The organism is Microbulbifer zhoushanensis (genome assembly GCF_021729055.1).
Lineage (GTDB): Bacteria > Pseudomonadota > Gammaproteobacteria > Pseudomonadales > Cellvibrionaceae > Microbulbifer > Microbulbifer zhoushanensis.
In genome coordinates this window covers 101,322-121,199 of sequence record NZ_JAJSAO010000006.1, presented here as the reverse complement: position 1 = coordinate 121,199, position 19,878 = coordinate 101,322, and the positions used below count along the sequence as shown (strand labels likewise).

The 19,878-nt window shown below is 61.6% G+C and carries 19 protein-coding genes; 17 read left to right on the top strand and 2 right to left on the bottom strand.

Features of this window, described 5'->3' with window-relative positions:
- Positions 1 to 8: 8 nt before the first annotated feature.
- On the bottom strand, positions 9 to 1,151 hold the full coding sequence (locus tag LVD10_RS13595; RefSeq protein ID WP_233005946.1) for an acyl-CoA desaturase: 1,143 nt from the start codon (positions 1,149 to 1,151) through the stop codon (positions 9 to 11).
- 260 nt (positions 1,152 to 1,411) lie between these two features.
- Here LVD10_RS13595 and LVD10_RS13590 point away from each other — a divergent pair, with 260 nt between their 5' ends.
- From LVD10_RS13590 to LVD10_RS13580, 3 genes are all read left to right on the top strand, one after another.
- Positions 1,412 to 1,753, top strand: a complete 342-nt coding sequence (locus LVD10_RS13590; protein ID WP_233005945.1) for a hypothetical protein — start codon at positions 1,412 to 1,414, stop codon at positions 1,751 to 1,753.
- Positions 1,754 to 1,804: 51 nt separating this feature from the next.
- Positions 1,805 to 3,781, top strand: coding sequence for an ATP-binding protein (locus tag LVD10_RS13585; RefSeq protein WP_237063968.1), 1,977 nt, complete (start codon positions 1,805 to 1,807; stop codon positions 3,779 to 3,781).
- A 169-nt stretch (positions 3,782 to 3,950) separates the two neighbouring features.
- Complete coding sequence (locus LVD10_RS13580) at positions 3,951 to 6,878, top strand: EAL domain-containing protein (protein ID WP_237063966.1); 2,928 nt, start codon at positions 3,951 to 3,953, stop codon at positions 6,876 to 6,878.
- A 44-nt stretch (positions 6,879 to 6,922) separates the two neighbouring features.
- Here the strand turns inward: LVD10_RS13580 and LVD10_RS13575 are convergent, their stop codons facing one another.
- Positions 6,923 to 7,723 (bottom strand): inositol monophosphatase family protein, encoded by an 801-nt coding sequence (locus LVD10_RS13575; protein ID WP_233005942.1) that lies wholly within the window; start codon positions 7,721 to 7,723, stop codon positions 6,923 to 6,925.
- Between the two features lie 164 nt (positions 7,724 to 7,887).
- Here LVD10_RS13575 and trmJ point away from each other — a divergent pair, with 164 nt between their 5' ends.
- The 14 genes from trmJ to ispG all read left to right on the top strand — a co-directional run bounded on the left by trmJ (position 7,888) and on the right by ispG (position 19,872).
- Positions 7,888 to 8,709: a tRNA (cytosine(32)/uridine(32)-2'-O)-methyltransferase TrmJ gene (trmJ, locus tag LVD10_RS13570; protein ID WP_237063965.1), complete on the top strand. Its 822-nt coding sequence runs from the start codon at positions 7,888 to 7,890 to the stop codon at positions 8,707 to 8,709.
- Positions 8,710 to 8,838: 129 nt separating this feature from the next.
- Positions 8,839 to 9,321, top strand: coding sequence for a Fe-S cluster assembly transcriptional regulator IscR (iscR, locus tag LVD10_RS13565; RefSeq protein ID WP_233005940.1), 483 nt, complete (start codon positions 8,839 to 8,841; stop codon positions 9,319 to 9,321).
- Between the two features lie 78 nt (positions 9,322 to 9,399).
- Entirely contained in the window at positions 9,400 to 10,614 is a 1,215-nt protein-coding gene (locus tag LVD10_RS13560; protein WP_233005939.1) for an IscS subfamily cysteine desulfurase, read from the top strand.
- A 28-nt stretch (positions 10,615 to 10,642) separates the two neighbouring features.
- Entirely contained in the window at positions 10,643 to 11,050 is a 408-nt protein-coding gene (iscU, locus tag LVD10_RS13555; RefSeq protein WP_233005938.1) for a Fe-S cluster assembly scaffold IscU, read from the top strand.
- Positions 11,051 to 11,066: 16 nt separating this feature from the next.
- Positions 11,067 to 11,390 (top strand): iron-sulfur cluster assembly protein IscA, encoded by a 324-nt coding sequence (gene iscA / locus LVD10_RS13550; RefSeq protein WP_233005937.1) that lies wholly within the window; start codon positions 11,067 to 11,069, stop codon positions 11,388 to 11,390.
- Between the two features lie 84 nt (positions 11,391 to 11,474).
- The gene (hscB, locus tag LVD10_RS13545; protein WP_237063964.1) at positions 11,475 to 12,005 is read left to right on the top strand and encodes a co-chaperone HscB; all 531 of its coding nucleotides are present in this window, start codon (positions 11,475 to 11,477) and stop codon (positions 12,003 to 12,005) included.
- Positions 12,006 to 12,149: 144 nt separating this feature from the next.
- On the top strand, positions 12,150 to 14,027 hold the full coding sequence (gene hscA / locus LVD10_RS13540; RefSeq protein ID WP_233005935.1) for a Fe-S protein assembly chaperone HscA: 1,878 nt from the start codon (positions 12,150 to 12,152) through the stop codon (positions 14,025 to 14,027).
- A 93-nt stretch (positions 14,028 to 14,120) separates the two neighbouring features.
- Entirely contained in the window at positions 14,121 to 14,459 is a 339-nt protein-coding gene (gene fdx, locus LVD10_RS13535; RefSeq protein ID WP_091509122.1) for an ISC system 2Fe-2S type ferredoxin, read from the top strand.
- Positions 14,460 to 14,500: 41 nt separating this feature from the next.
- Positions 14,501 to 14,695: a Fe-S cluster assembly protein IscX gene (gene iscX, locus LVD10_RS13530; protein ID WP_237063963.1), complete on the top strand. Its 195-nt coding sequence runs from the start codon at positions 14,501 to 14,503 to the stop codon at positions 14,693 to 14,695.
- Between the two features lie 228 nt (positions 14,696 to 14,923).
- Complete coding sequence (gene ndk / locus LVD10_RS13525) at positions 14,924 to 15,352, top strand: nucleoside-diphosphate kinase (protein ID WP_233005933.1); 429 nt, start codon at positions 14,924 to 14,926, stop codon at positions 15,350 to 15,352.
- A gap of 57 nt (positions 15,353 to 15,409) precedes the next feature.
- Positions 15,410 to 16,537 (top strand): dual-specificity RNA methyltransferase RlmN, encoded by a 1,128-nt coding sequence (rlmN, locus tag LVD10_RS13520; RefSeq protein ID WP_233005932.1) that lies wholly within the window; start codon positions 15,410 to 15,412, stop codon positions 16,535 to 16,537.
- A gap of 75 nt (positions 16,538 to 16,612) precedes the next feature.
- Complete coding sequence (pilW, locus tag LVD10_RS13515) at positions 16,613 to 17,392, top strand: type IV pilus biogenesis/stability protein PilW (RefSeq protein WP_233005931.1); 780 nt, start codon at positions 16,613 to 16,615, stop codon at positions 17,390 to 17,392.
- On the top strand, positions 17,382 to 18,563 hold the full coding sequence (locus LVD10_RS13510) for a RodZ domain-containing protein (RefSeq protein ID WP_233005930.1): 1,182 nt from the start codon (positions 17,382 to 17,384) through the stop codon (positions 18,561 to 18,563). The genes pilW and LVD10_RS13510 overlap by 11 nt, the downstream gene beginning before the upstream one ends.
- A gap of 196 nt (positions 18,564 to 18,759) precedes the next feature.
- On the top strand, positions 18,760 to 19,872 hold the full coding sequence (gene ispG, locus LVD10_RS13505) for a flavodoxin-dependent (E)-4-hydroxy-3-methylbut-2-enyl-diphosphate synthase (protein ID WP_233005929.1): 1,113 nt from the start codon (positions 18,760 to 18,762) through the stop codon (positions 19,870 to 19,872).
- The last annotated feature ends 6 nt before the right edge of the window (positions 19,873 to 19,878 follow it).

Below are 19,878 nucleotides of genomic sequence, written 5' to 3'. Positions count from 1 at the left end.
TTGCCCGGTCAGGCAGTGGCGGGACAGAGATGGAATTGTTCCATCATGATCTGCAGGCGCTTGCGCTGCATCTTCATGCTGTATTCCAGCTCCTTGACGCGGGTGCGGATGGCCGCGCTTTCCCACTTGGCCAGCAGGCGTTCGCGGGCATTCTCATAGCGGCGTGACTGCAGTTCTTTCCACTCCCCAAGGGCTGCGGAAAATTCCTGGGCTTCCTTTTCCAGCAGCTCGCGCCAGCTCTCCTTGTGCGTGGATTCCTGCAGTTTCTGCTCGGCGCGCTTGAATTGCATGGTGAGCATGGCGCGGTGGATACGCATATCCGGCACTTTCTTCAGGTTGCTCGCCAGGCCGAACCAGCTGGCGGTGCGGATCAGCCACTTGGTGGGATCCCAGTGATACCAGCGAATGCCGTTGCGGTAGTCCGTCTGGAAGATATGGTGGTAGTTGTGGTACCCCTCGCCAAAGGTAAAGAACGCCAGCAGGTCATTATCGCGGGCGGTGTTCTCGTCCGTGTAGGGGCGGCGGCCCCAGATATGGGCGAGTGAATTGATGAAGAACGTGGTGTGGTGATTGACCACGATCCGCAGGATACCCGCCAGCAGCATCATGCCGATGATGTCGCCAGTGACCCAGCCAAGCAGGAAGGTCAGGCCCACGTTCATGGCCAGGGTGATGGCAATATAGTGGTTGTGTTGCCACATCACGATCTTGTCGCGCTGCAGGTCCTTGGCATTCTCGAAATTCTCGCGACCACTGGGGTAATCGCGCAACATCCAGCCGATATGGGAAAACCAGAAACCGCGGCGGGCGGAGTAGGGGTCCTGGTCGTTGTCATCCACATGGCGGTGGTGCCTGCGGTGACTGGAGCCCCATACCAGCACGCTGTTCTGCAGCGCGGCGGCACCGAACAGCGCAAACAGCAGGCGCAGGGACCAGTGGGCCTCGTAGGTGCGGTGGGACCACAGGCGGTGGTAGCCGGCGGTGATGGACAGGCCGCACAGGGCGCCGTAAACAGCAAAGGCCAGCCACTGGTACCAGTGGTAACCGACCATCAGGCCGTACAGCGGCACCAGGATGAGGGCCGCCAGCGCGGTGCTGGCAAAAAGAATTGTGGTGACCCAGACACGCGGGGCCTCGGATACTGCATTCATAGAACAACCTTAAATTGTGCGCTACATCCAGCGACACCCTGATTGAACCGGTAGTTGGGGGCACCCGGTAGTGGCTAATTGCCAGTCGGTGCGAGGATGTCGCTGCTGGTTTGATCCTACCCGATCCCGGGGGCCAAGGCACGCCCGACACGGCCTGTTTGCGAAATGTGGCAGCTATGGGGTCGTGCGTGCGTGATTTTGGTGCGTTAGCACCAGTTTCCGGGCTGAATTGGTTCAGGATAGCGTGGGGGAGGTGAAAATTGAGCGTACTGATCACGCCATCCGGCTTCGCAGCGGGCTTTGCCCTCTGTTCCAACCCCGCGCCATGCCGTCCGTGGATGGAAATCCGTAAAAAAACCAAAGTTGGCATACCGGTTGCATTATCTAGATTGCGAGCGGCCGAAAGGTCCTCGCTACGGGAACCCATCACGGGGTTTATGGCAAAGCTTTTACTGCGTGACTTCCCGTTTTCTCTCATCATCGCTGATTCAGGCCCCGCATTGCGGGGCCTTTTTTTTGCCCAGGCGACAGGTGGTGGCACTCCTGCCTGCCTGCGGGTCGCGGTACTTGCCATCGATCAGGCTTTTCTTGGAGGCGGATAAGTGATTCACTTCCGGTAAAGCCCCAATAACAACCAATGCTGTGACCCAGCCATGCCTGTCGAAGTGACCGATTTCCCCCTGCAGCTGTCCCCGCCCGGGGCTGATACGACTGCACCGCCATGGCTGGTGCGGCGACAAATCCTGCATATGCGCCAGCTGCTACGCGATGTGGACTGTGGCCTGTGGGAATGGCACCCGAATAGTGGCCAGTGTAGCGCTTTCGGCGATATCTGGGCGTTGTTCGGCGAGGATGGTGCCACGGCGGTGCAAAACCTCTGGGCGGGGGAGGAACTCACCCCTGTCCACAGTGAAGATCGTGAGAAACTGCTTGTTGCCCGGCGCAGGGTCAGCGCAGGGGGCGGGGCCTTTGATATCACTGTGCGCGCTTTTGCCCGTGACGGCCGGCAACTCTGGTTGCGTTGGTGGGGACGGAGTGTGCCAGGTGACGAAAATGGCAATGTGGTGATTATTGGTGGCTGCGCCGACTTCACTGACCCGCTGGCCATGCGCGACCAGTCGGGGCTGCAGGGCGAGCGGGCCCTCTGGACCCTGGGCGCGGTGGGCGATGGCCTGTGGGAGTGGGACCTGCTCGCGGACGAGGTGGTGATGGACCTGGCATGCTGGTCCATGCTGGGTTACGACAGCGACCACATAGACCGGGATGCCCGCAGTGCCCTGAAACTCTGGAAGTCGCGCATCCTGCCAGAAGACCTGCCCCGCGCTGAACGCGCTTTTCACGACCATATCTCGGAACAGTTGCCCCTGGACGTGGAATTCCGGCTCTGGCATCGCGATGGGGGAATCATCTGGGTGCGTTGCCGGGGGCAATTGCAGAAGAACAGCGAAGGCAGGCCGGTTCGCGTGCTCGGACTGGCCCAGGACGTCACCGGGTACCGGGAGGCCCAGCAGCGCCTGGAGCGCGAGCTGGATAGCGAGCGCAAGGAGAGTACCGTGCGGGCGGAATTGCTGCTCAGCCTGAGCCACGAACTCCGCACTCCCCTGAATTCGATCCTGGGTTACAGCCAGATGGTCGAACTGGAAATGAGCCTCAACCCGGACCAGCGCCAGCGCCTCGGTGAAATTCGCCGTGCCGGCCAGCACCTGTTGCACCTGGTAGGGGATGTGCTCGAGCTGGCCCGTATTGACAGCCAGCGCCTGGCGCCCTCCATGGAGCCGATCAAGCCCGCGGCGCTGGTTGAGGACTGTAAGCGGTTGCTGGAACCCCTGGCCGAGACCCGTAAAGTGAGTGTGATCTTCGAGCCGCTGGGGTGGGAGTCTGCGTATATTTGTGCTGACCCGGTGCGCTTCAAGCAGGTCGTCCTGAATCTTGCCGGTAACGCGGTCAAGTACAACCGGGAAAACGGCCGGGTAGTGATCAACTTTTCCCCGCAAGCGGAGGGCTGGTTGCGCCTGAGCATCCTGGATACCGGTAAGGGAATTGCGGAGAGTCGGCGTGCCGAGGTGTTCGAGCCGTTCAATCGCCTCGGTGCGGAACGTGGTCAAATAGAGGGGACGGGCGTGGGCCTGGCGATTGCCAAGCGCCTGACAGAGGCGATGGGCGGGCGAATTGACTTCGACAGTCACGAGGACCAGGGGTCAATATTCTGGATCGACTTTCCGTTGATCGACGCAGCGCCGGAAGTGATCCAGATGCCAGCCCATGCCGGTACGCCCGTGCAGCTGCCCCCGTGCCAGCTGATGCTGGTGGATAACCGTCCCTCCGAACTCGAGCGGTTGCGAGTGCTCCTGGGAGATTCCGAGCAGGTGCAACTGGTTGCCGCGACCGATGCGGTTGAGGCGATTTTTATGGCGCGGACCCGTAAAGTGGATGCAGTGTTGTTTGAGTCCGGTATGCCAGGCATGTCCGCCGACGATATGCGACGTATCCTGCGGGAAGACCCGCTGACCGGTAGTGTTGCGTTTATCCGGGTAGGGGAGCCGGGAGAGGGCGGCGGCCCCGATCACCTGCCTGCAGCTTTTGACCTGGTGCAGCTGGCACGACAACTCAAGCGCCTGCTGCAGGCCTGAAATGACGGTGTGTGGCGCGGGGAAAGGCTATCAGTCAGGATTCAGCCGTTATTGGCGGCTACCAGGATAATAGGGCGGGAAACCATTGTTTTCTTCAATTCGGCAAGATGACCGGTTAAGCCGCAGAGCGCATTCTTCCGCGCTCTGGGAAAGTGCTCTGGCGCTCGCGATGCTCAGTGCGGCTCTGATTGTCTTCTGCAAAAAAGCGCTGAGCGCAGACGATGGTGCGGCTTTCCTGTGGCTGGCTGATGCTGTGGCTATCGCCTATCTCTATCGGCACCCGGTGCGGCACTGGCCAGTGTTGTTTGCCTCTTTCTTTACCGCGTCATTTTTCGCCGTGCTGTGGCTGGGGCTCGAGTGGTTGTCAGCTGTTGAATATACCCTCGCCAGCCTTGCGGAAATCGCGGTTGCGGCTGTCCTGCTGAGAAAATTCTGCCCGCGGCATGATTATTTCTCCGGTATACGGCATTGGCTGCGATTCGTCGTGGTCTCGGCCATTGTGCCGCCGCTCTCCAGTGCCAGTATCGGCTCTTACTTTGTCGTCCTGAATACCGGCGCGGCGTTCACGGAGGTCTTCCCGCTCTGGTATGCCGCCGATGCCATGGGCATCCTGATCCTGTTGCCAGTTCTGTTGTTGTATGAGGATGCGAATGGCTTTCGCGGTAACTGGGCCGGATGGGGGCACTGCACCCTGGTTACCATCGCCGTCACCGCGCTGACCCTCGTCCTGCTGGAATACAAGTCCTATCCATTCGTTTTTATTTCCCTGGCACTGGTCTGGGCGGCAACGGTGTTGAACCTGCTTGCCAGCCTGGTGGTGATCTGTGTGGTGACCATTGCCATGGCGGGCCATCTCACTGGTATTTCCGGTTGGCCGAAGCCTGCCGGCCCGGGTGTCGAAATACCCCAGTTTGGCCTCGTGCTGGCCACATTTGCTGCGGTAATGCCGGCCTACCTGGTTGCGGTTTTCACCAATATTGAGCGCCGGCGCAGTGCCCGTGCCGTGGAGATGGAAAGCAGTTTTCGCGACGCTGTGGAAAGTTCGCGCATCGGTGTCCTGGTGGTTTCACTGGAGGGGCGAGTCCGGCAGGTAAACCGGAGTTTCTGCGACTTCCTCGGATACCCGGAAGGGGAGATTCTTGGCCGGAGCGTGCTTGACTTCACCCACCCGGAGGATATGGAGCGCAGTCGTGACCTGCTGGAAAAATTTTCCGCGAACAGTGGCCAGTCACTCTGCCTGGAAAAGCGTTATTCCCATCGCGAAGGCCATCCGGTGTGGGGCGAGCTGCGGGCATCGGTAGCCCGCAATATCCGCGGGGAAGCCCTTTATATTCTGGCCCAGGTCGAAGATATAGACTGGCGCAAGCGCAGTGAACAGGGACTGTTGGAAGCGAAGGAGCGCCTGCAGGTGACGCTGGCGTCGATTACCGATGCGGTGATTTCCACCGATGCGCAGATGCGTGTCAACTACATGAACCCGATGGCCGAGAACCTTACCGGCTGGCTGGGCCGGGACGCCGAAGGCAGGCCGTTGGATGCAGTCTGCCATGTGGAAGGTGATGAGGACGGTCCCGACCTCAGCACTGCCGTTGCCAGTTGCCTGGGGCAGTCGCGGGTTATTTTCGGTAGTGGCGATGCCAGCCTGACGAGCCTCAGCGGGCACCGCTATGACATTACCTGGTCGGTATCCCCCTTGCGGAGACATGAAGGTGACCTGCTGGGGACGGTGCTGGTCATCCAGGATGTCAGCCAGCAGCGTGAGCTGATTCGCCAGTTGAGTTACAAGGCGTCTCACGACGACCTCACCGGCCTGCCCAATCGCGATGCATTCAAGCGGGCGCTGCAGGAGGCTACCCGCGAGGCGTTGGAAGATAATGCCTGCCACTCGCTCGTCTACCTCGACCTGGATCGCTTCAAGCTGGTCAATGACAGCGCCGGCCATATCGCCGGAGACGACCTGTTGCGCCAGGTCAGCAAATGCCTCCGTGGACACTTGCAGAAGGCGGACAGTGTCGCCCGTCTCGGTGGCGACGAATTCGGCCTGTTACTGCGTTACTGTGATCGAGAGCGGGCGCGGGAGCGTTGCCAGGCCCTGCTGGGCCAGATTGCCGCCCTGCGGTTCCCGTGGAACAACCGGGTGTACGATGTCGGCGCGAGTGCCGGTATTACCGAAATCAACAGCCGCAACCACCACCCCGGGGACCTGCTAAGCCAGGCTGACGTGGCTTGCTTCTCCGCCAAGCGAGCCAGGCGCGGTTCTGTCATGACCTATGACCTGGGCAAGAGCGCTGCCGCCGACCAGCACCGGGAAATCATGATGGCTTCGGTAATCCGGGATGCCATCGACAGTGGGCGGTTCTCCCTCCACATGCAACCGATTGCCGAGGCCGCAAATACCGGTCGCGTCAGTCATTACGAGTTCTTATTGAGGATGTATGACGACTCGGGGCAGTTGTTGATGCCCGATTCATTCGTGCCGGCGGCCGAGCGTTATGGACTGATGCTGGCAATTGATCGCTGGGTGGTGGATGAGACACTGGTAAAGAACGGCGGGGCAATAGCCACTGCGGGCTTCAGTTTTGCGTTAAATATCTCGGCTGATGCCCTCGGCGATGAGGGCTTCCAGTTCTACCTGCTCGGGGTGCTGGAGCGAACGCCGGTGCCGCGCGGCAGGATCAGTTTCGAAATTACAGAGACGGCGATTATCAGCCATATGGACAGCGCCAGCCGCTTTGTAACCGAGTTGCGTAGGCTCGGTTGCCGCATCGCCCTGGATGACTTCGGTAACGGATTGAGTTCGTTCGGCTACCTGAAATCTTTCACGATTGATTACATCAAGATCGATGGCAGCTTTGTCCGCCAGGTGGAGGAGAACTTTGTCGACCTGATTATCGTCGAGTCCATTCACCAGATTGCCCAGCGTCTCGGCGCGCGGACGGTGGCGGAGTATGTGGAGGATGAGGCGACACTGCGGCGCATGGCATCGCTGGGTGTGAACCTGGTGCAGGGCTACCATGTCGGCCACCCCCGGCCGCTCGAGGAGTTCCTGCGCGATCGCCTTCCCGGCAGGGAAGGGTACACGACAGAAACAGCCTGAGTTTCGGGGGCTGGTGTGGGACTACCGGGCCCCCGGGGAAGTGATCAGCGAACCCCGCCCAGGTGACGCCCCACGATCTGCAGCAGGGGCTTGAACACCTTGGGGCTGGCGCACACCAGGTGACCGCTGTCCAGGTAATCATCACCACCGCGGAAATCGCTGATCAGTCCGCCGGCTTCCTTGACCAGGAGTGAGCCTGCGGCGATATCCCAGGTGTTCAGGTACATTTCCCAGAAGCCGTCAAACCGGCCCGCGGCCACATAGGCCAGGTCGAGTGCGGCAGCGCCGGGGCGGCGAATACCGGAAGTCTGGCCGGCAATTTCCTTCAGGGCGGCAAGGTAGGGGTCGATATTGTCGAGTGCCGGACCGTTAAAGGGGATACCGGTGCCGATCAGTGCGCCGCGCAGGTTCTGGCGGTTGGTGACGCGGATACGGCGTCCATTCAGCGCTGCGCCGCGACCACGGCTGGCAGTGAATTCCTCGCGCTTGATCGGGTCCAGGACCACTGCGTGCTCGATGCGCCCGCGGTAACGGCAGGCAATGGAGACCGCAAACTGAGGGATACCGTGAATGAAATTGGTGGTGCCGTCGAGCGGGTCGATGATCCACTCGTACTCGGGTTCGGCGCCCTCGTGAAAGCCGCTCTCTTCAGCGCGGATGCTGTGCTTGGGGTAAGCCTTGCGCAGGTGATAGATGATTTCCTGCTCGCTGGCGCGGTCCACTTCAGTGACGAAATCGTTGCGCCCCTTTTCCTCGAACCTGGTCACGTCGCGCTCCCAGGCGCGCTCGATCAGTTCACCGGCCTTGCGCGCCGCGCGCAGGGCGATATTCAGCATGGGTTCCATAACTTGTCCGCACTAAGTGGTTGAGAGGTTAAAAAGCGGGAGATGCATGACTGGGAAGTCCCAGGATCTCCGGGGCCGGGCTGGCCGGCCGCGGCGATTGTAGGGATTCTTGGCCAGATTTGCTACACTCGCGCGCCCGCAATCGCCCGGACTATTTCTACAGTATGGCCAAGTCTCCTATCGATACCGCTCCGCCCAGTGCGCTCGACAACGTGCGCGTGGTGCTGGTGAATAGCGCCCACCCGGGCAATATTGGCGGTGCCGCGCGTGCCCTCAAGAACATGGGGCTGAAGCAGTTGTACCTGGTGGCGCCGCGCGAGTTTCCCGCCGCCAATGCCATCTGGCGCGCCGCCGGCGCCGCCGACCTGCTGGGAACCGCGGTGGTGGTGGATACCCTCGAGGAGGCAGTGGCGGACTGTGGCCTGGTGGTGGCTACCAGCGCCCGTGAACGCCGGATTCCCTGGCCCCTGCTGACCCCGCGGCAGTGTGGTGAGCGGACGGTGGCGGAAGCGGCCACCCACCCGGTGGCGCTGGTATTCGGGCGCGAGGACCGTGGCCTCACCAACGAGGAACTGCAGGCCTGTAACTTCCATGTGCATATCCCTGCCAACCCGGAATACAGCTCCCTCAACCTGGCCACCGCGGTGCAGGTGCTCGCTTACGAGGTACGTGTGGCAGCACTGGAGGCGGAGAAAGGGGAGCCCCTCAGCTATGCCGACTGGGACCGGCCGCCGGCCAAGGCGAGCGATATGGAGCTTTATTTCGAGCACCTGCAGCAGTCCCTGGGAGAGCTTGGCTTTATCGACCCCGACAATCCCCGCCAGACCATGACCCGGTTGCGTCGACTGTTCAGTCGGGTCCGTCCGGATGATATGGAGCTGGGCATATTGCGGGGCATGCTGACGGCAATCCAGAACTATATTTACCGCACCGGTGGCAAAGGGCGCCCGGACAGCCAGTCCGACAGCGAATCGACGGAAAAATAGGGCCGGAGCCCGCGGGCGGGCTGTCGCTGAATACCCGACTGGCATGCGGGGTTATATACTTGACTGAGATAGTTGGTTATTCCATACTCGCGCCCCGTCGATAGGGCGATGGACCAGTCAGGAGCTGACATGCGTTTGACAACCAAAGGCCGCTACGCGGTCACAGCGATGCTGGATCTGGCGTTACACGCCGATCGTGGCCCGATCAGCCTGGCAGACATATCCAAGCGCCAGGGGATTTCCCTGTCATACCTTGAACAGCTCTTCTCCCGGCTGCGCCAGTCGGGGCTGGTTTCCAGCGTGCGCGGCCCGGGCGGCGGCTATCGCCTTGCGCGCACCGGTGACGACATTTATGTCGCCCAGATCGTCGACGCGGTCAACGAGTCGGTGGATGCCACCAGTTGTGGTGGCAACAGTGATTGTGCCGGTGGCGAACAGTGTCTCACCCACTATCTGTGGTGTGACCTGAGCGAACAGATTCACGGCTTCCTGAGCGGTATCAGCCTGGCGCACCTGGTGGCGCGGGCCGAAGTTCAGGAAGTGGCGCGCCGCCAGGATATGCGGGAGGCGGCGCCGGAAGAGAAAGTGGCGGTTATTGGCAGCCTGCAGTGACAGCAGCCTGCCAGGCCCCCGGATTTAAACCCGAGAGCACACGCGAATAGACAGACCAGTGCGCGGAGAGAATTGAATATGAAGCTTCCCATTTACCTGGATTATGCCGCTACCTGCCCGGTGGACCCGCGGGTCGCCGCCAAGATGGCGGAGCAGCTGACGATGGAGGGTAACTTCGGTAACCCGGCCTCCCGCTCGCACCTGTTCGGCTGGAAAGCGGAAGAGGCGGTGGAAGACGCACGTCGCCATGTCGCCGAACTGGTGAATGCAGACCCCCGTGAAATTGTTTGGACCAGCGGCGCCACCGAGTCAGACAACCTGGCCATCAAGGGCGCTGCGCACTTCTACCAAGGGCGCGGTAAACACATCATCACCTCCAAGATCGAACACAAAGCGGTGCTGGATGCCTGCCGCCAGCTGGAGCGCGAGGGTTTTGAAGTGACCTACCTGAATCCCCGTGCAGACGGCATTGTCTACCCGGAGCAGGTCGAGGAGGCACTGCGTGAGGACACCATCCTGGTGAGCCTGATGCATGTCAACAACGAGATTGGCGTGATCAATGACATCGCCGCAATCGGTGAAATATGCCGGGCGCGTAAGGTGATTTTCCATGTGGATGCGGCCCAGAGCGCCGGCAAGCTGCCGATTGACCTGGGCGAGATGAAAGTGGACCTGATGTCCTTCTCCGGCCACAAGATATACGGACCCAAGGGTATCGGTGCCCTCTTTGTGCGCCGCAAGCCGCGTGTGCGGATTGAGGCTCAGATCCACGGTGGCGGTCACGAGCGCGGCATGCGTTCCGGTACCCTGCCGACCCACCAGATCGTGGGCATGGGTGAGGCGTTCCGCATCGCCAAAGAAGAGATGGCGGCAGAGAACGAGCGCCTGCTGATGTTGCGCAACCGGTTCTGGGACGCCATCAAGGACATGGAGGAAGTCCACGTCAACGGATCTTTCGAGCAGCGGATTCCGGGCAACCTGAATGTCAGTTTTGCCTTTGTCGAGGGTGAGAGCCTGATCATGTCACTGAAAGACCTGGCAATTTCCTCCGGCTCTGCCTGTACCTCCGCGAGCCTGGAGCCCAGTTACGTGCTGCGTGCCCTGGGCGTGAACGACGAGCTGGCCCACAGCTCCCTGCGGTTCAGTTTTGGACGTTTTACCAGCGAGCAGGACGTGGACAACGCCGCGGCCGAGGTCCGCAAGGCGGTGGAGAAACTGCGTGAGCTGTCACCGCTGTGGGATATGTATAAAGACGGTATCGACCTCAATTCTATTGAATGGGCCGCCCATTAACGCACGTGAATGATCCAGGAGAATAGTCATGGCCTATAGCGACAAAGTAATCGATCACTATGAGCATCCGCGTAACGTCGGCCGTATGGACGACAAGTCTGACAATGTCGGTACCGGCATGGTCGGTGCGCCCGCCTGTGGCGACGTGATGCGCCTGCAGATCCAGGTGAATGACGACGGCATTATCGAGGATGCCAAGTTCAAGACCTACGGCTGTGGTTCAGCCATTGCCTCCAGCTCCCTGCTGACCGAGTGGGTGAAAGGCAAGAGCATCGATGAGGCGGAGCAGATCAAAAACACTGCCATCGCTGAAGAGCTGGCCCTGCCGCCGGTAAAAATTCACTGTTCCGTACTGGCCGAAGACGCAATCAAGGCCGCGGTGCGCGATATCCGTGAAAAGCGTACCAGCAAGGTGAATGAGAGCGCGGCCAGCTAAGCAGTAAGGCGATTTTATGGCAATTACCATGACAGAGGCGGCCCGGGCGCACATCGAGCGCCAGCTCGCCAGCCGCGGCAAGGGCATCGGCATCCGCGTGGGTGTCAGGACTGCCGGCTGCTCGGGTATGCAGTACGTACTCGAGTTCGTGGATGAGGCCAGTGCCGAGGATGAGGTTTTTGACCACGGTGGGGTAAAGCTGGTCGTGGATCCCAAAAGCCTGGTGTACCTCGACGGCACCGAGCTGGACTTCGTCAAGGAAGGGTTGAATGAGGGCTTTGCCTTTTCCAACCCGAATGTGAAGAACGAGTGCGGTTGCGGCGAAAGTTTTCACGTGTGAGCCTGGCATGGCCGGGTTGGGAGGCCGGGTGCGTCACTGCACGCCGGCCTTTTTTGTAAGGACAGGGTGGGAACCGGAAATTCGATGAGTGAGCAACACAATTATTTCGAGATTTTTGGCCTGAAACCGGGGTTCAGCGTGGACCGCGAGGCGCTGGCGCAGCGCTACCGCGAGCTGCAGCGGGAATTCCACCCGGACAAGTACGCTGCCCGCTCTGACCGCGAGCAGATGCTGGCCATGCAGTACGCGGCGCAGATCAACGAGGCGCACAACACCCTGCGCGAACCGGTTGCCCGTGCCGGCTACCTGCTGGAGTTGGCCGGAGTAGAGATCAGCCCCGAGCAGACCACGGCAGATGCGGAATTCCTGATGCAGCAGATGATGCTGCGCGAGCGCCTCGAGGAGGTGCGCAGTGAGGCGGACCCGGCCGCCGCACTGGATGCGCTGGAAGACGAGGTTTCCCGGTTGTTCTCCTCGGAGCAGGAGCGTTTTGCCCAGCGATTTGCCGATGGCGAGCTGGAACCGGCGAAAGACTCCCTGCTCAAGCTGCAGTTCCTGCGCAAATTGCAGCATCAGGTTGAGGAACTGGAAGAGGATCTGCTGGGCGATTTCTGATCCCGGCGGATTGCTGAGAATTCGAAGACTGGTGAGCGGCTGCAATTCGGCCGGCTGTCCCGGCAGGAATGCTTTTCCCCGGGCTGGAAGCCGGGTTGGCGCCCACACCAGATGAAGTGACCGATAGCGAGAACGAGTTAGCTGATGGCATTACTGCAGATATCCGAGCCCGGACAGACTCCCGAGCCCCACCAGCGCAAGCGTGCGGTGGGTATCGACCTGGGTACCACCAACTCGCTGGTTGCGACTGTCCGCAGTGGCAGTGCTGCGGCGATAGAGGGTGAGGATGGCAGTGTCATCCTGCCGTCGGCGGTCCACTACAGTGAGGGCGGTGCAGTTACGGTGGGCTCTGCGGCGCGGCAATGCGCGGGTGCCGACCCCTACAACACCATGCTGTCCATCAAGCGCTTTATGGGCCGTGGCATCGGGGACGTGAAGAGCTTCGGTGAGCAGCTGCCATATCATTTTGTCCAGTCCAGTGATGAGGCGGACAAGGGCGGTATGGTATCGATCGAGACAGTTGCCGGTCCGGTCAACCCGGTACAGGTCTCCGCCGAAATCCTGAAAGTGCTGGCATCCCGGGGCAGCGGGGCGCTGGGCGGCGAACTCGATGGCGCGGTGATCACCGTGCCTGCCTATTTTGACGACGCCCAGCGACAGGCCACCAAGGATGCCGCGCAACTGGCGGGCCTGCACGTGCTGCGGCTGCTCAACGAGCCTACTGCGGCGGCCGTTGCCTACGGCCTGGACCAGGGAGAGGAGGGCGTCATCGCCGTCTACGACCTGGGTGGCGGTACCTTTGATATATCCATCCTGCGCCTGTCCCGTGGCGTGTTTGAAGTGCTGTCCACCGGCGGCGACTCCGCCCTGGGCGGCGACGATTTCGACCGGGCCATTGCCGGCTGGATTGCAGAGCAGGCCGGACTGGGGACCAATCACGATGTGGCGACCCAGCGGGCACTGCTCGATCGCGCCTGCGCCGCCAAGGAGGCGCTGTCCGCACAGGATGCGGTCGAGGTGGAGTACGGCGACTGGCGTGGCACTCTCGATCGCGAGGGAATGGCGGCACTGCTGGACCCGATGATCGACAAGACCCTGCGCGCTTGCAAGCGCGCCCTGCGTGACGCCGGTGTGACAGCCGAGGACGTGCAGGAAGTGGTGCTGGTGGGCGGTTCCACCCGTACCCTGCGGGTCCGCGAGCGGGTCGAGTCATTTTTTGGTCGCGCTCCCCACGCGGACATCGACCCGGACCAGGTGGTTGCGATCGGTGCCGCCCTGCAGGCGGACGTGCTGGTGGGCAACAAGTCCGGCGACGACCTGTTGTTGCTGGATGTGATTCCGTTGTCGCTGGGCATCGAGACCATGGGCGGTCTAACGGAGAAGCTGATTGCCCGTAACACCACCATACCGGTGGCCAAGGCGCAGGAGTTCACCACCTTCCGGGATGGCCAGACCGCGATGGCGATTCATGTGGTACAGGGCGAGCGGGAGCTGGTGCAGGACTGCCGCTCGCTGGCCCGCTTCGAGCTGCGGGGAATCCCTCCCATGACCGCCGGCGCGGCCCATATCCGGGTGACCTTCCAGGTGGATGCGGATGGGCTGCTGTCGGTTACGGCGATGGAAAAGAGTAGTGGCGTGAGTGCCGATATCACCGTCAAGCCGTCATACGGCCTCGAGGACGCTGATATCACCCGTATGCTGCAGGACTCCTACGAGCACGCCGAAGAGGATGTTGCCGCGCGCGCAGTGCGCGAGGCGCGGGTCGAGGCAGAGCGCAGCCTGGAGGCGCTGCTGGTGGCGCTGCAGGAAAATGGCGCCGAACTCCTGGACGAGGGTGAGCTGAACGAACTGGAGAAGGCCATGGAGGCCCTGCGGCTGGCCCATAACGGTGGTGACGCCGACGAGATACGCCGGAGGATCGAGACCCTCAACGAGGTTTCCGGACCGTTTGCGGCCCGGCGGATGGATGCTTCCATCCGGCGCGCCATGCAGGGCCATACCCTGGACGAATTCGATCAATAACAGCCTTTGACCCGGTTCTCAGTAAGAGGAGCCGGCGATCGGGCGGGGCGGGCGAGACCGCCCGGAATTGAGACCATAGCGAGTTATCCAACTATGCCGAAAATCGTATTTTTGCCCCACGAGGAGATCTGTCCGGAGGGCAAGGTGGTGGAAGTGGAAAGTGGTGTCAGTGTCTGCGATGCGGCGCTGGCCAACGGTGTGGAAATCGAGCACGCCTGCGAAAAATCCTGTGCCTGCACTACCTGCCACGTCATTGTCCGTGAGGGCTTCGACTCCCTGGGTGAGCCGGACGAGCTGGAAGAGGACCTGCTGGACAAGGCCTGGGGCCTGGAGCCCGAGTCGCGCCTGTCCTGCCAGGCCATCGTCGACGACGAGGATCTCGTGGTCGAGATTCCCAAGTACACTATCAACCAGGTATCTGAGAAGCACTGACCCCGAGGTCGGTCTTTGAATACAGGAGCGGAGACGCGCACATGAAGTGGACGGATATCAATGACATCGCCATCGAGCTGGTCGAGGCCCATCCGGAGGTGGACCCCCTGCGGGTGAACTTTGTCGACCTGCGTAACTGGGTAATCGAGCTGCCGGGTTTCGATGACGATCCGGCGCGCTGCGGTGAGAAGATCCTCGAGGCCATCCAGGCCGCCTGGATCGAGGAAGCCGACTGAGCAGTCTACCTGGCCGGGTTTCGGCCCCGCTGGCACATAGAAATAGTACAAACTTCATGCAGTTACGCGTATAATCCGCCCGCCGCGATAGGTGGGGTCGGCATTGCCGGGCCCCGGTTCGCGGCGTCGGCGGCCGGCCACTGGCCCGGTCGCGACTGTAAGGAATTCAGGGAAGAGCAGCTGCGGTTGCTCTTTTTGCTTTTTAAACACTGTTAACTGGAGAACAACATGGCCCTGGAGCGCACTCTTTCCATCATCAAGCCGGACGCGGTAGCAAAGAATGTTATCGGCGAAATCGAAAGCCGTTTCGAGAAGGCCGGCCTGCGCATTGTCGCGATGAAAATGCTGCACCTGAGCCGCGAAAAGGCCGAGGGCTTCTACGCCGAGCACAAGGAGCGTCCCTTCTTCAAGGATCTGGTGGACTTCATGACTTCCGGTCCGGTTGTCGTTCAGGTACTGGAAGGTGAGAACGCCGTACTGGCCAACCGCGACCTGATGGGTGCCACCAACCCGAAGGAAGCCGAAGCCGGCACCATCCGTGCGGATTTTGCCAACAGCATCGACGCCAACGCCGTGCACGGCTCCGACTCCACCGAGTCCGCCGCCCGCGAAGTAAGCTACTTTTTCGCCGACGACGAAATCTGCCCGCGCGCCTAAGGCCGCACTCGCGCCGGCCCGTCCGGGCCGGCGCAATCCACTCCCCGAGGTGAACCCATGACCCAGGCACAAACCGAAAAAGTGAATCTGCTCGGCCTATCGGTCGAAAAGCTGACCGCGTTCTTCGAGTCGCTGGGTGAAAAGCGCTTTCGCGCCGTGCAGGTGCTGAAGTGGATTCACCAGAGTGGCGTGGATGACTTTTCCCAGATGACCAATGTCAGCAAGGCCCTGCGCGAGAAACTGGCCGAGGTGGCCGAGATTCGCGCACCGGAGGTGCTGGGGCAGTGGGACTCGTCGGACGGCACGCGCAAGTGGCTGATCAAGGTGGATGGTGGCAGCGCCATTGAGACGGTTTATATCCCCGACGGCGAGCGTGGCACCCTGTGTGTGTCCAGCCAGGTGGGTTGCTCACTGGACTGCAGCTTCTGCGCCACGGGCAAGCAGGGCTTCAATCGGGACCTGACTGCGGCGGAGATCATCGCCCAGGTCTGGATCGCCTGTAAGTCTTTCGGCCAGTTGGAGCCCAGGGGGCCGCGCAAGGTGACCAACGTCGTGATGATGGGCATGGGTGAACCGCTGCTCAACTTCGATAACGTGGTGGACGCAATGAACCTGATGATGGAGGACAATGCCTATGGCATCTCCAAGCGTCGCGTCACCCTGAGTACCTCCGGCGTGGTGCCTGCACTGGATAAGCTGGCAGACGTGACTGACGTGAGCCTGGCGATTTCCCTCCATGCGCCCAACGATGAGCTCCGCAACGAGCTGGTCCCCATCAACAGGAAATATCCCATCGCCATGCTGCTCGACAGCGCCAAGCGCTATATCGAGCGGATGCCGGATACCCACCGGAAAATGACCATCGAGTACACCCTGATGCGGGAGGTCAATGACCGCCCCGAGCACGCCGAACAGCTGGCGGAGCTGCTGCGCGATGTGCCGGTCAAGATAAATCTGATACCCTTTAACCCGTTTGAGCTGTCTGACTACCAGCGCGTGAGCAACAACGCTTTGCGACGCTTTCAGCAGATTTTGCTCGACAAAGGCTTTACCGTTACCGTGCGCACGACCCGTGGCGACGATATTGCGGCAGCCTGCGGCCAGCTGGCCGGCACGGTAAACGACCGTACCCGTCGCGCCGAACGCTATCGCAACGCTGCGCAGGCCGTACGCATCGTGGGTTGATGGGAGCTGTCGGCTCCTGCGCCCGGCTAACCGGCGGATCCCGGCGCGAACACTATAAAAACTACAGGTGATGTTGTGTTGTCTAAATCCTTTGCCCTGCCTTTGGCGGGGATGATCCTCAGTGTCTGGCTCAGCGGCTGCGTTACTACCGGCCTGCCTGACCGCAGTGAGGTAAACCTGGACAAGGCGCTGGAAACGCACGTGCAGCTGGGGCTGCGCTACCTGAAGACCGGGGAAAACCGGGACCTGGCCCGCTATCACTTCAACAAGGCCCTGGAACTGGGGCGCCGCGATCCCCGCGCCCATCACGGCCTGGCACTGCTCTACCAGGCCGATCAGGAACTGGAGGTGGCGGAGGACCATTTCCGCAAGGCGCTGAGATACGGCGACAGCTTCTCCATGGCCCACACCAATTACGGTGTATTCCTCTACCAGCAGGAGCGCTATGAGGAGGCCCTGGAGCAATTCCGCATCGCCTCTGAGGACCTCACCTACCGCCGTCGCTCCTACGCCCTGGCAAACCTGGGCCTCTGTGCCCGCAAGCTCGGCCACGAGGAAGAGGCGGAGAAGGCCTACACCCGCGCGCTGGCACTGAATGACGACCTGCCCCAGGCGCTGCTGGAGATGGCGGAACTCAGGTTTGACGCTGGTGCCTATACAGAGGCAAAGCACTACCTGGATCGTTACAGTGCGGATAACCGGCAGATACCCCAGTCCCTGTGGCTCGGTATCCGCCTGGAAAAGATATTTGGCAACCGCGACAAGGAACGCAGTTACGCCCTTGCCCTGAAGAACCTCTATCCTTATTCGGCGGAAACGCTCAAATACCAGAAGATGAAGGCCAATGACGGTTAACCAGCCCGAAACTGATAACACCACCGAGGTATCCGGTGGCGCCCAGCAGGTGTCCGGTGATACACCGGGCACCCTGATTCGCCGCGCCCGCGAGGAGGCGGGTCTCACGCGCGATGAGCTCTCCGAGCGCATGTGCTTTATCGGCGACAAGCTTTCCCTGCTCGAAAACGATGATTACGATCGCCTGCCGGCGGCACTTTACGTCAAGGGCTATATCCGCAATATCGCCAAAGAGCTGAAGATCGATGAGGCTCCGATCCTGAAGGCCTATGCCGGTTACTACGGTGAGGAAGAGGAGAGCCGGGCGATCCTGGATCATGTGCAGCGTGATTCCCTTTCGGAGGGCGGTGGTCGCAGCAGGTTGCCAGGCCTGGCAGTGTTGCCGCTGATCGCTGTTGCCGGGGTCTTCTGGTGGATGAACGGCCGGGACTTTACTCCACCGGCCATGATGTCAGGTGGCATGTCCAGTTCCGCAGCCGAGACCGCCGCGGTGGTCGCACCGGCGGATGACACTGCGGCCGAAATCGCCGACATGGACCCGGTGGCCGATGTGCAGTCGACGGCCGGGGCGGCCGTTGGCGGAGAGGAGAGTGCCGGGAAGGCCGGTACGGGCGCGGAAGCGGCTGCCGATATGACAGCGGTCGATGAGCCGGTCCTTGAGGCTGGTGAAGCAATGGGCGGTGCGGTCGATGAGGCTGCGCCGGCAGTGGTGGAAGGTGATGCGGGGCCATCGGGACTGGCCGCAGGGCCCGATCCCCGGACTGCAGAGTCACAGGCAGGGGGAATGCCCGAGCCGACCGCAGAGCCCGTGCGGGAAGAAGTGGCCGATGCGACGCCCGCTGCGGCGTCAGTCGAGGGCCCAGCGGCAGAAACTGCCCCGACTCCTGCTGCCCGGGCCGCCGAGACGGCAGCTGTCGAAGCGGCGGCCGCGCAAGCGCGCCTGCAGCTCAAGTTTGCCGAGGAAGCCTGGATTGAAGTGAAGGATGGCAGCGGCAGCGTGCTGATGGCTAAATTGCAGCCTGCCGGGGCTGATGTGGACCTGCGGGGCGAGCCGCCATTCCGACTGATGCTGGGCAATGCCGCAGCCACGGAAGTCCGTTTCCAGGGGGAGCTGGTCAACAGCGATCCGCTGGGCAACCGCCGCACCCGCCGGATCACCGTCGGCGAGTAAGTTCAAACGCACCGTATACGCGCAGCCGCCAGGCTTGCGCCTTGCGGTGTGAGTCCACGCCGGGCGAGTCTACGCTGTTCCAGGTCACTGCGTTGCGGTCACATGAGCGCCCCGACGCTGCCATCGAATTTCGCGTGAACAGGCCCTATAATTCCCCCCTCTGTTTTTTACTCTGCGAAACTGGCAGGTCAGCCCTATGCAATTCGAGTCATCCATTGTCCGCCGCGTGTCACGCCAGATCATGGTCGGCAATGTGCCCGTCGGGGGCGGAGCGCCAATATCCGTACAGAGCATGACCAATACCGATACCTGTGATGTCGATGCCACAGTGGCGCAGGTGCAACGGCTGGAGCAGGCCGGGGCGGATATCGTGCGGGTCTCCGTGCCCAGCATGGACGCCGCGGAGGCTTTTGGTGAGATCAAGAAGCAGGTGGGCGTGCCGCTGGTGGCGGATATCCACTTCGACTACCGCATTGCCCTGCGGGTGGCGGACCTGGGCGTGGACTGCCTGCGTATCAACCCGGGCAATATCGGCCGCGAGAAGCGGATCCGCGCGGTGGTGGACAAGGCTCGTGACCTCAACATCCCGATCCGGATCGGTGTGAACGCCGGTTCCCTGGAGAAGGACCTGCAGAAGAAATACGGCGAGCCGACCCCCGATGCGCTGGTGGAGTCCGCGCTGCGCCATGTAGACATCCTCGACAGCCTGGATTTCCAGGATTTCAAGGTGAGCGTCAAGGCCTCCGATATCTTTATGGCCACTGCCGCCTACCGCAAGCTGGCGCAGCAGATTGAGCAGCCCCTGCACCTGGGCATTACCGAGGCCGGTGGCTTGCGCTCCGGCACGGTCAAGTCGGCAATCGGCCTGGGGGCGCTGCTGCTGGACGGTATCGGCGATACCCTGCGGGTTTCGCTTGCGGCGGACCCGGTGGAAGAGGTCAAGGTGGGCTGGGACCTGCTGAAGAGCCTGCGCCTGCGCACCAAGGGGATCAACTTTATCGCCTGTCCCAGCTGCTCCCGCCAGAATTTCGACGTGGTGAAGACCATGAATGAGCTGGAGACGCGCCTGGAGGATATCACCACACCGCTGGACGTGGCGGTGATCGGCTGTATCGTCAACGGGCCGGGCGAGGCCAAGGAGGCGGATATCGGCCTCACCGGCGGCACCCCGAGCCATGCCATCTACGTGGACGGCCAGCCGGACCGCAAGTTCAAGAATGACAACCTGGTGGATGACCTGGAGCGCCTGATCCGGGAAAAAGCCGCGGCCAAGGAAGCGCGCGAGGCGGACATCATCGCCAAGTCCTGACAGAGG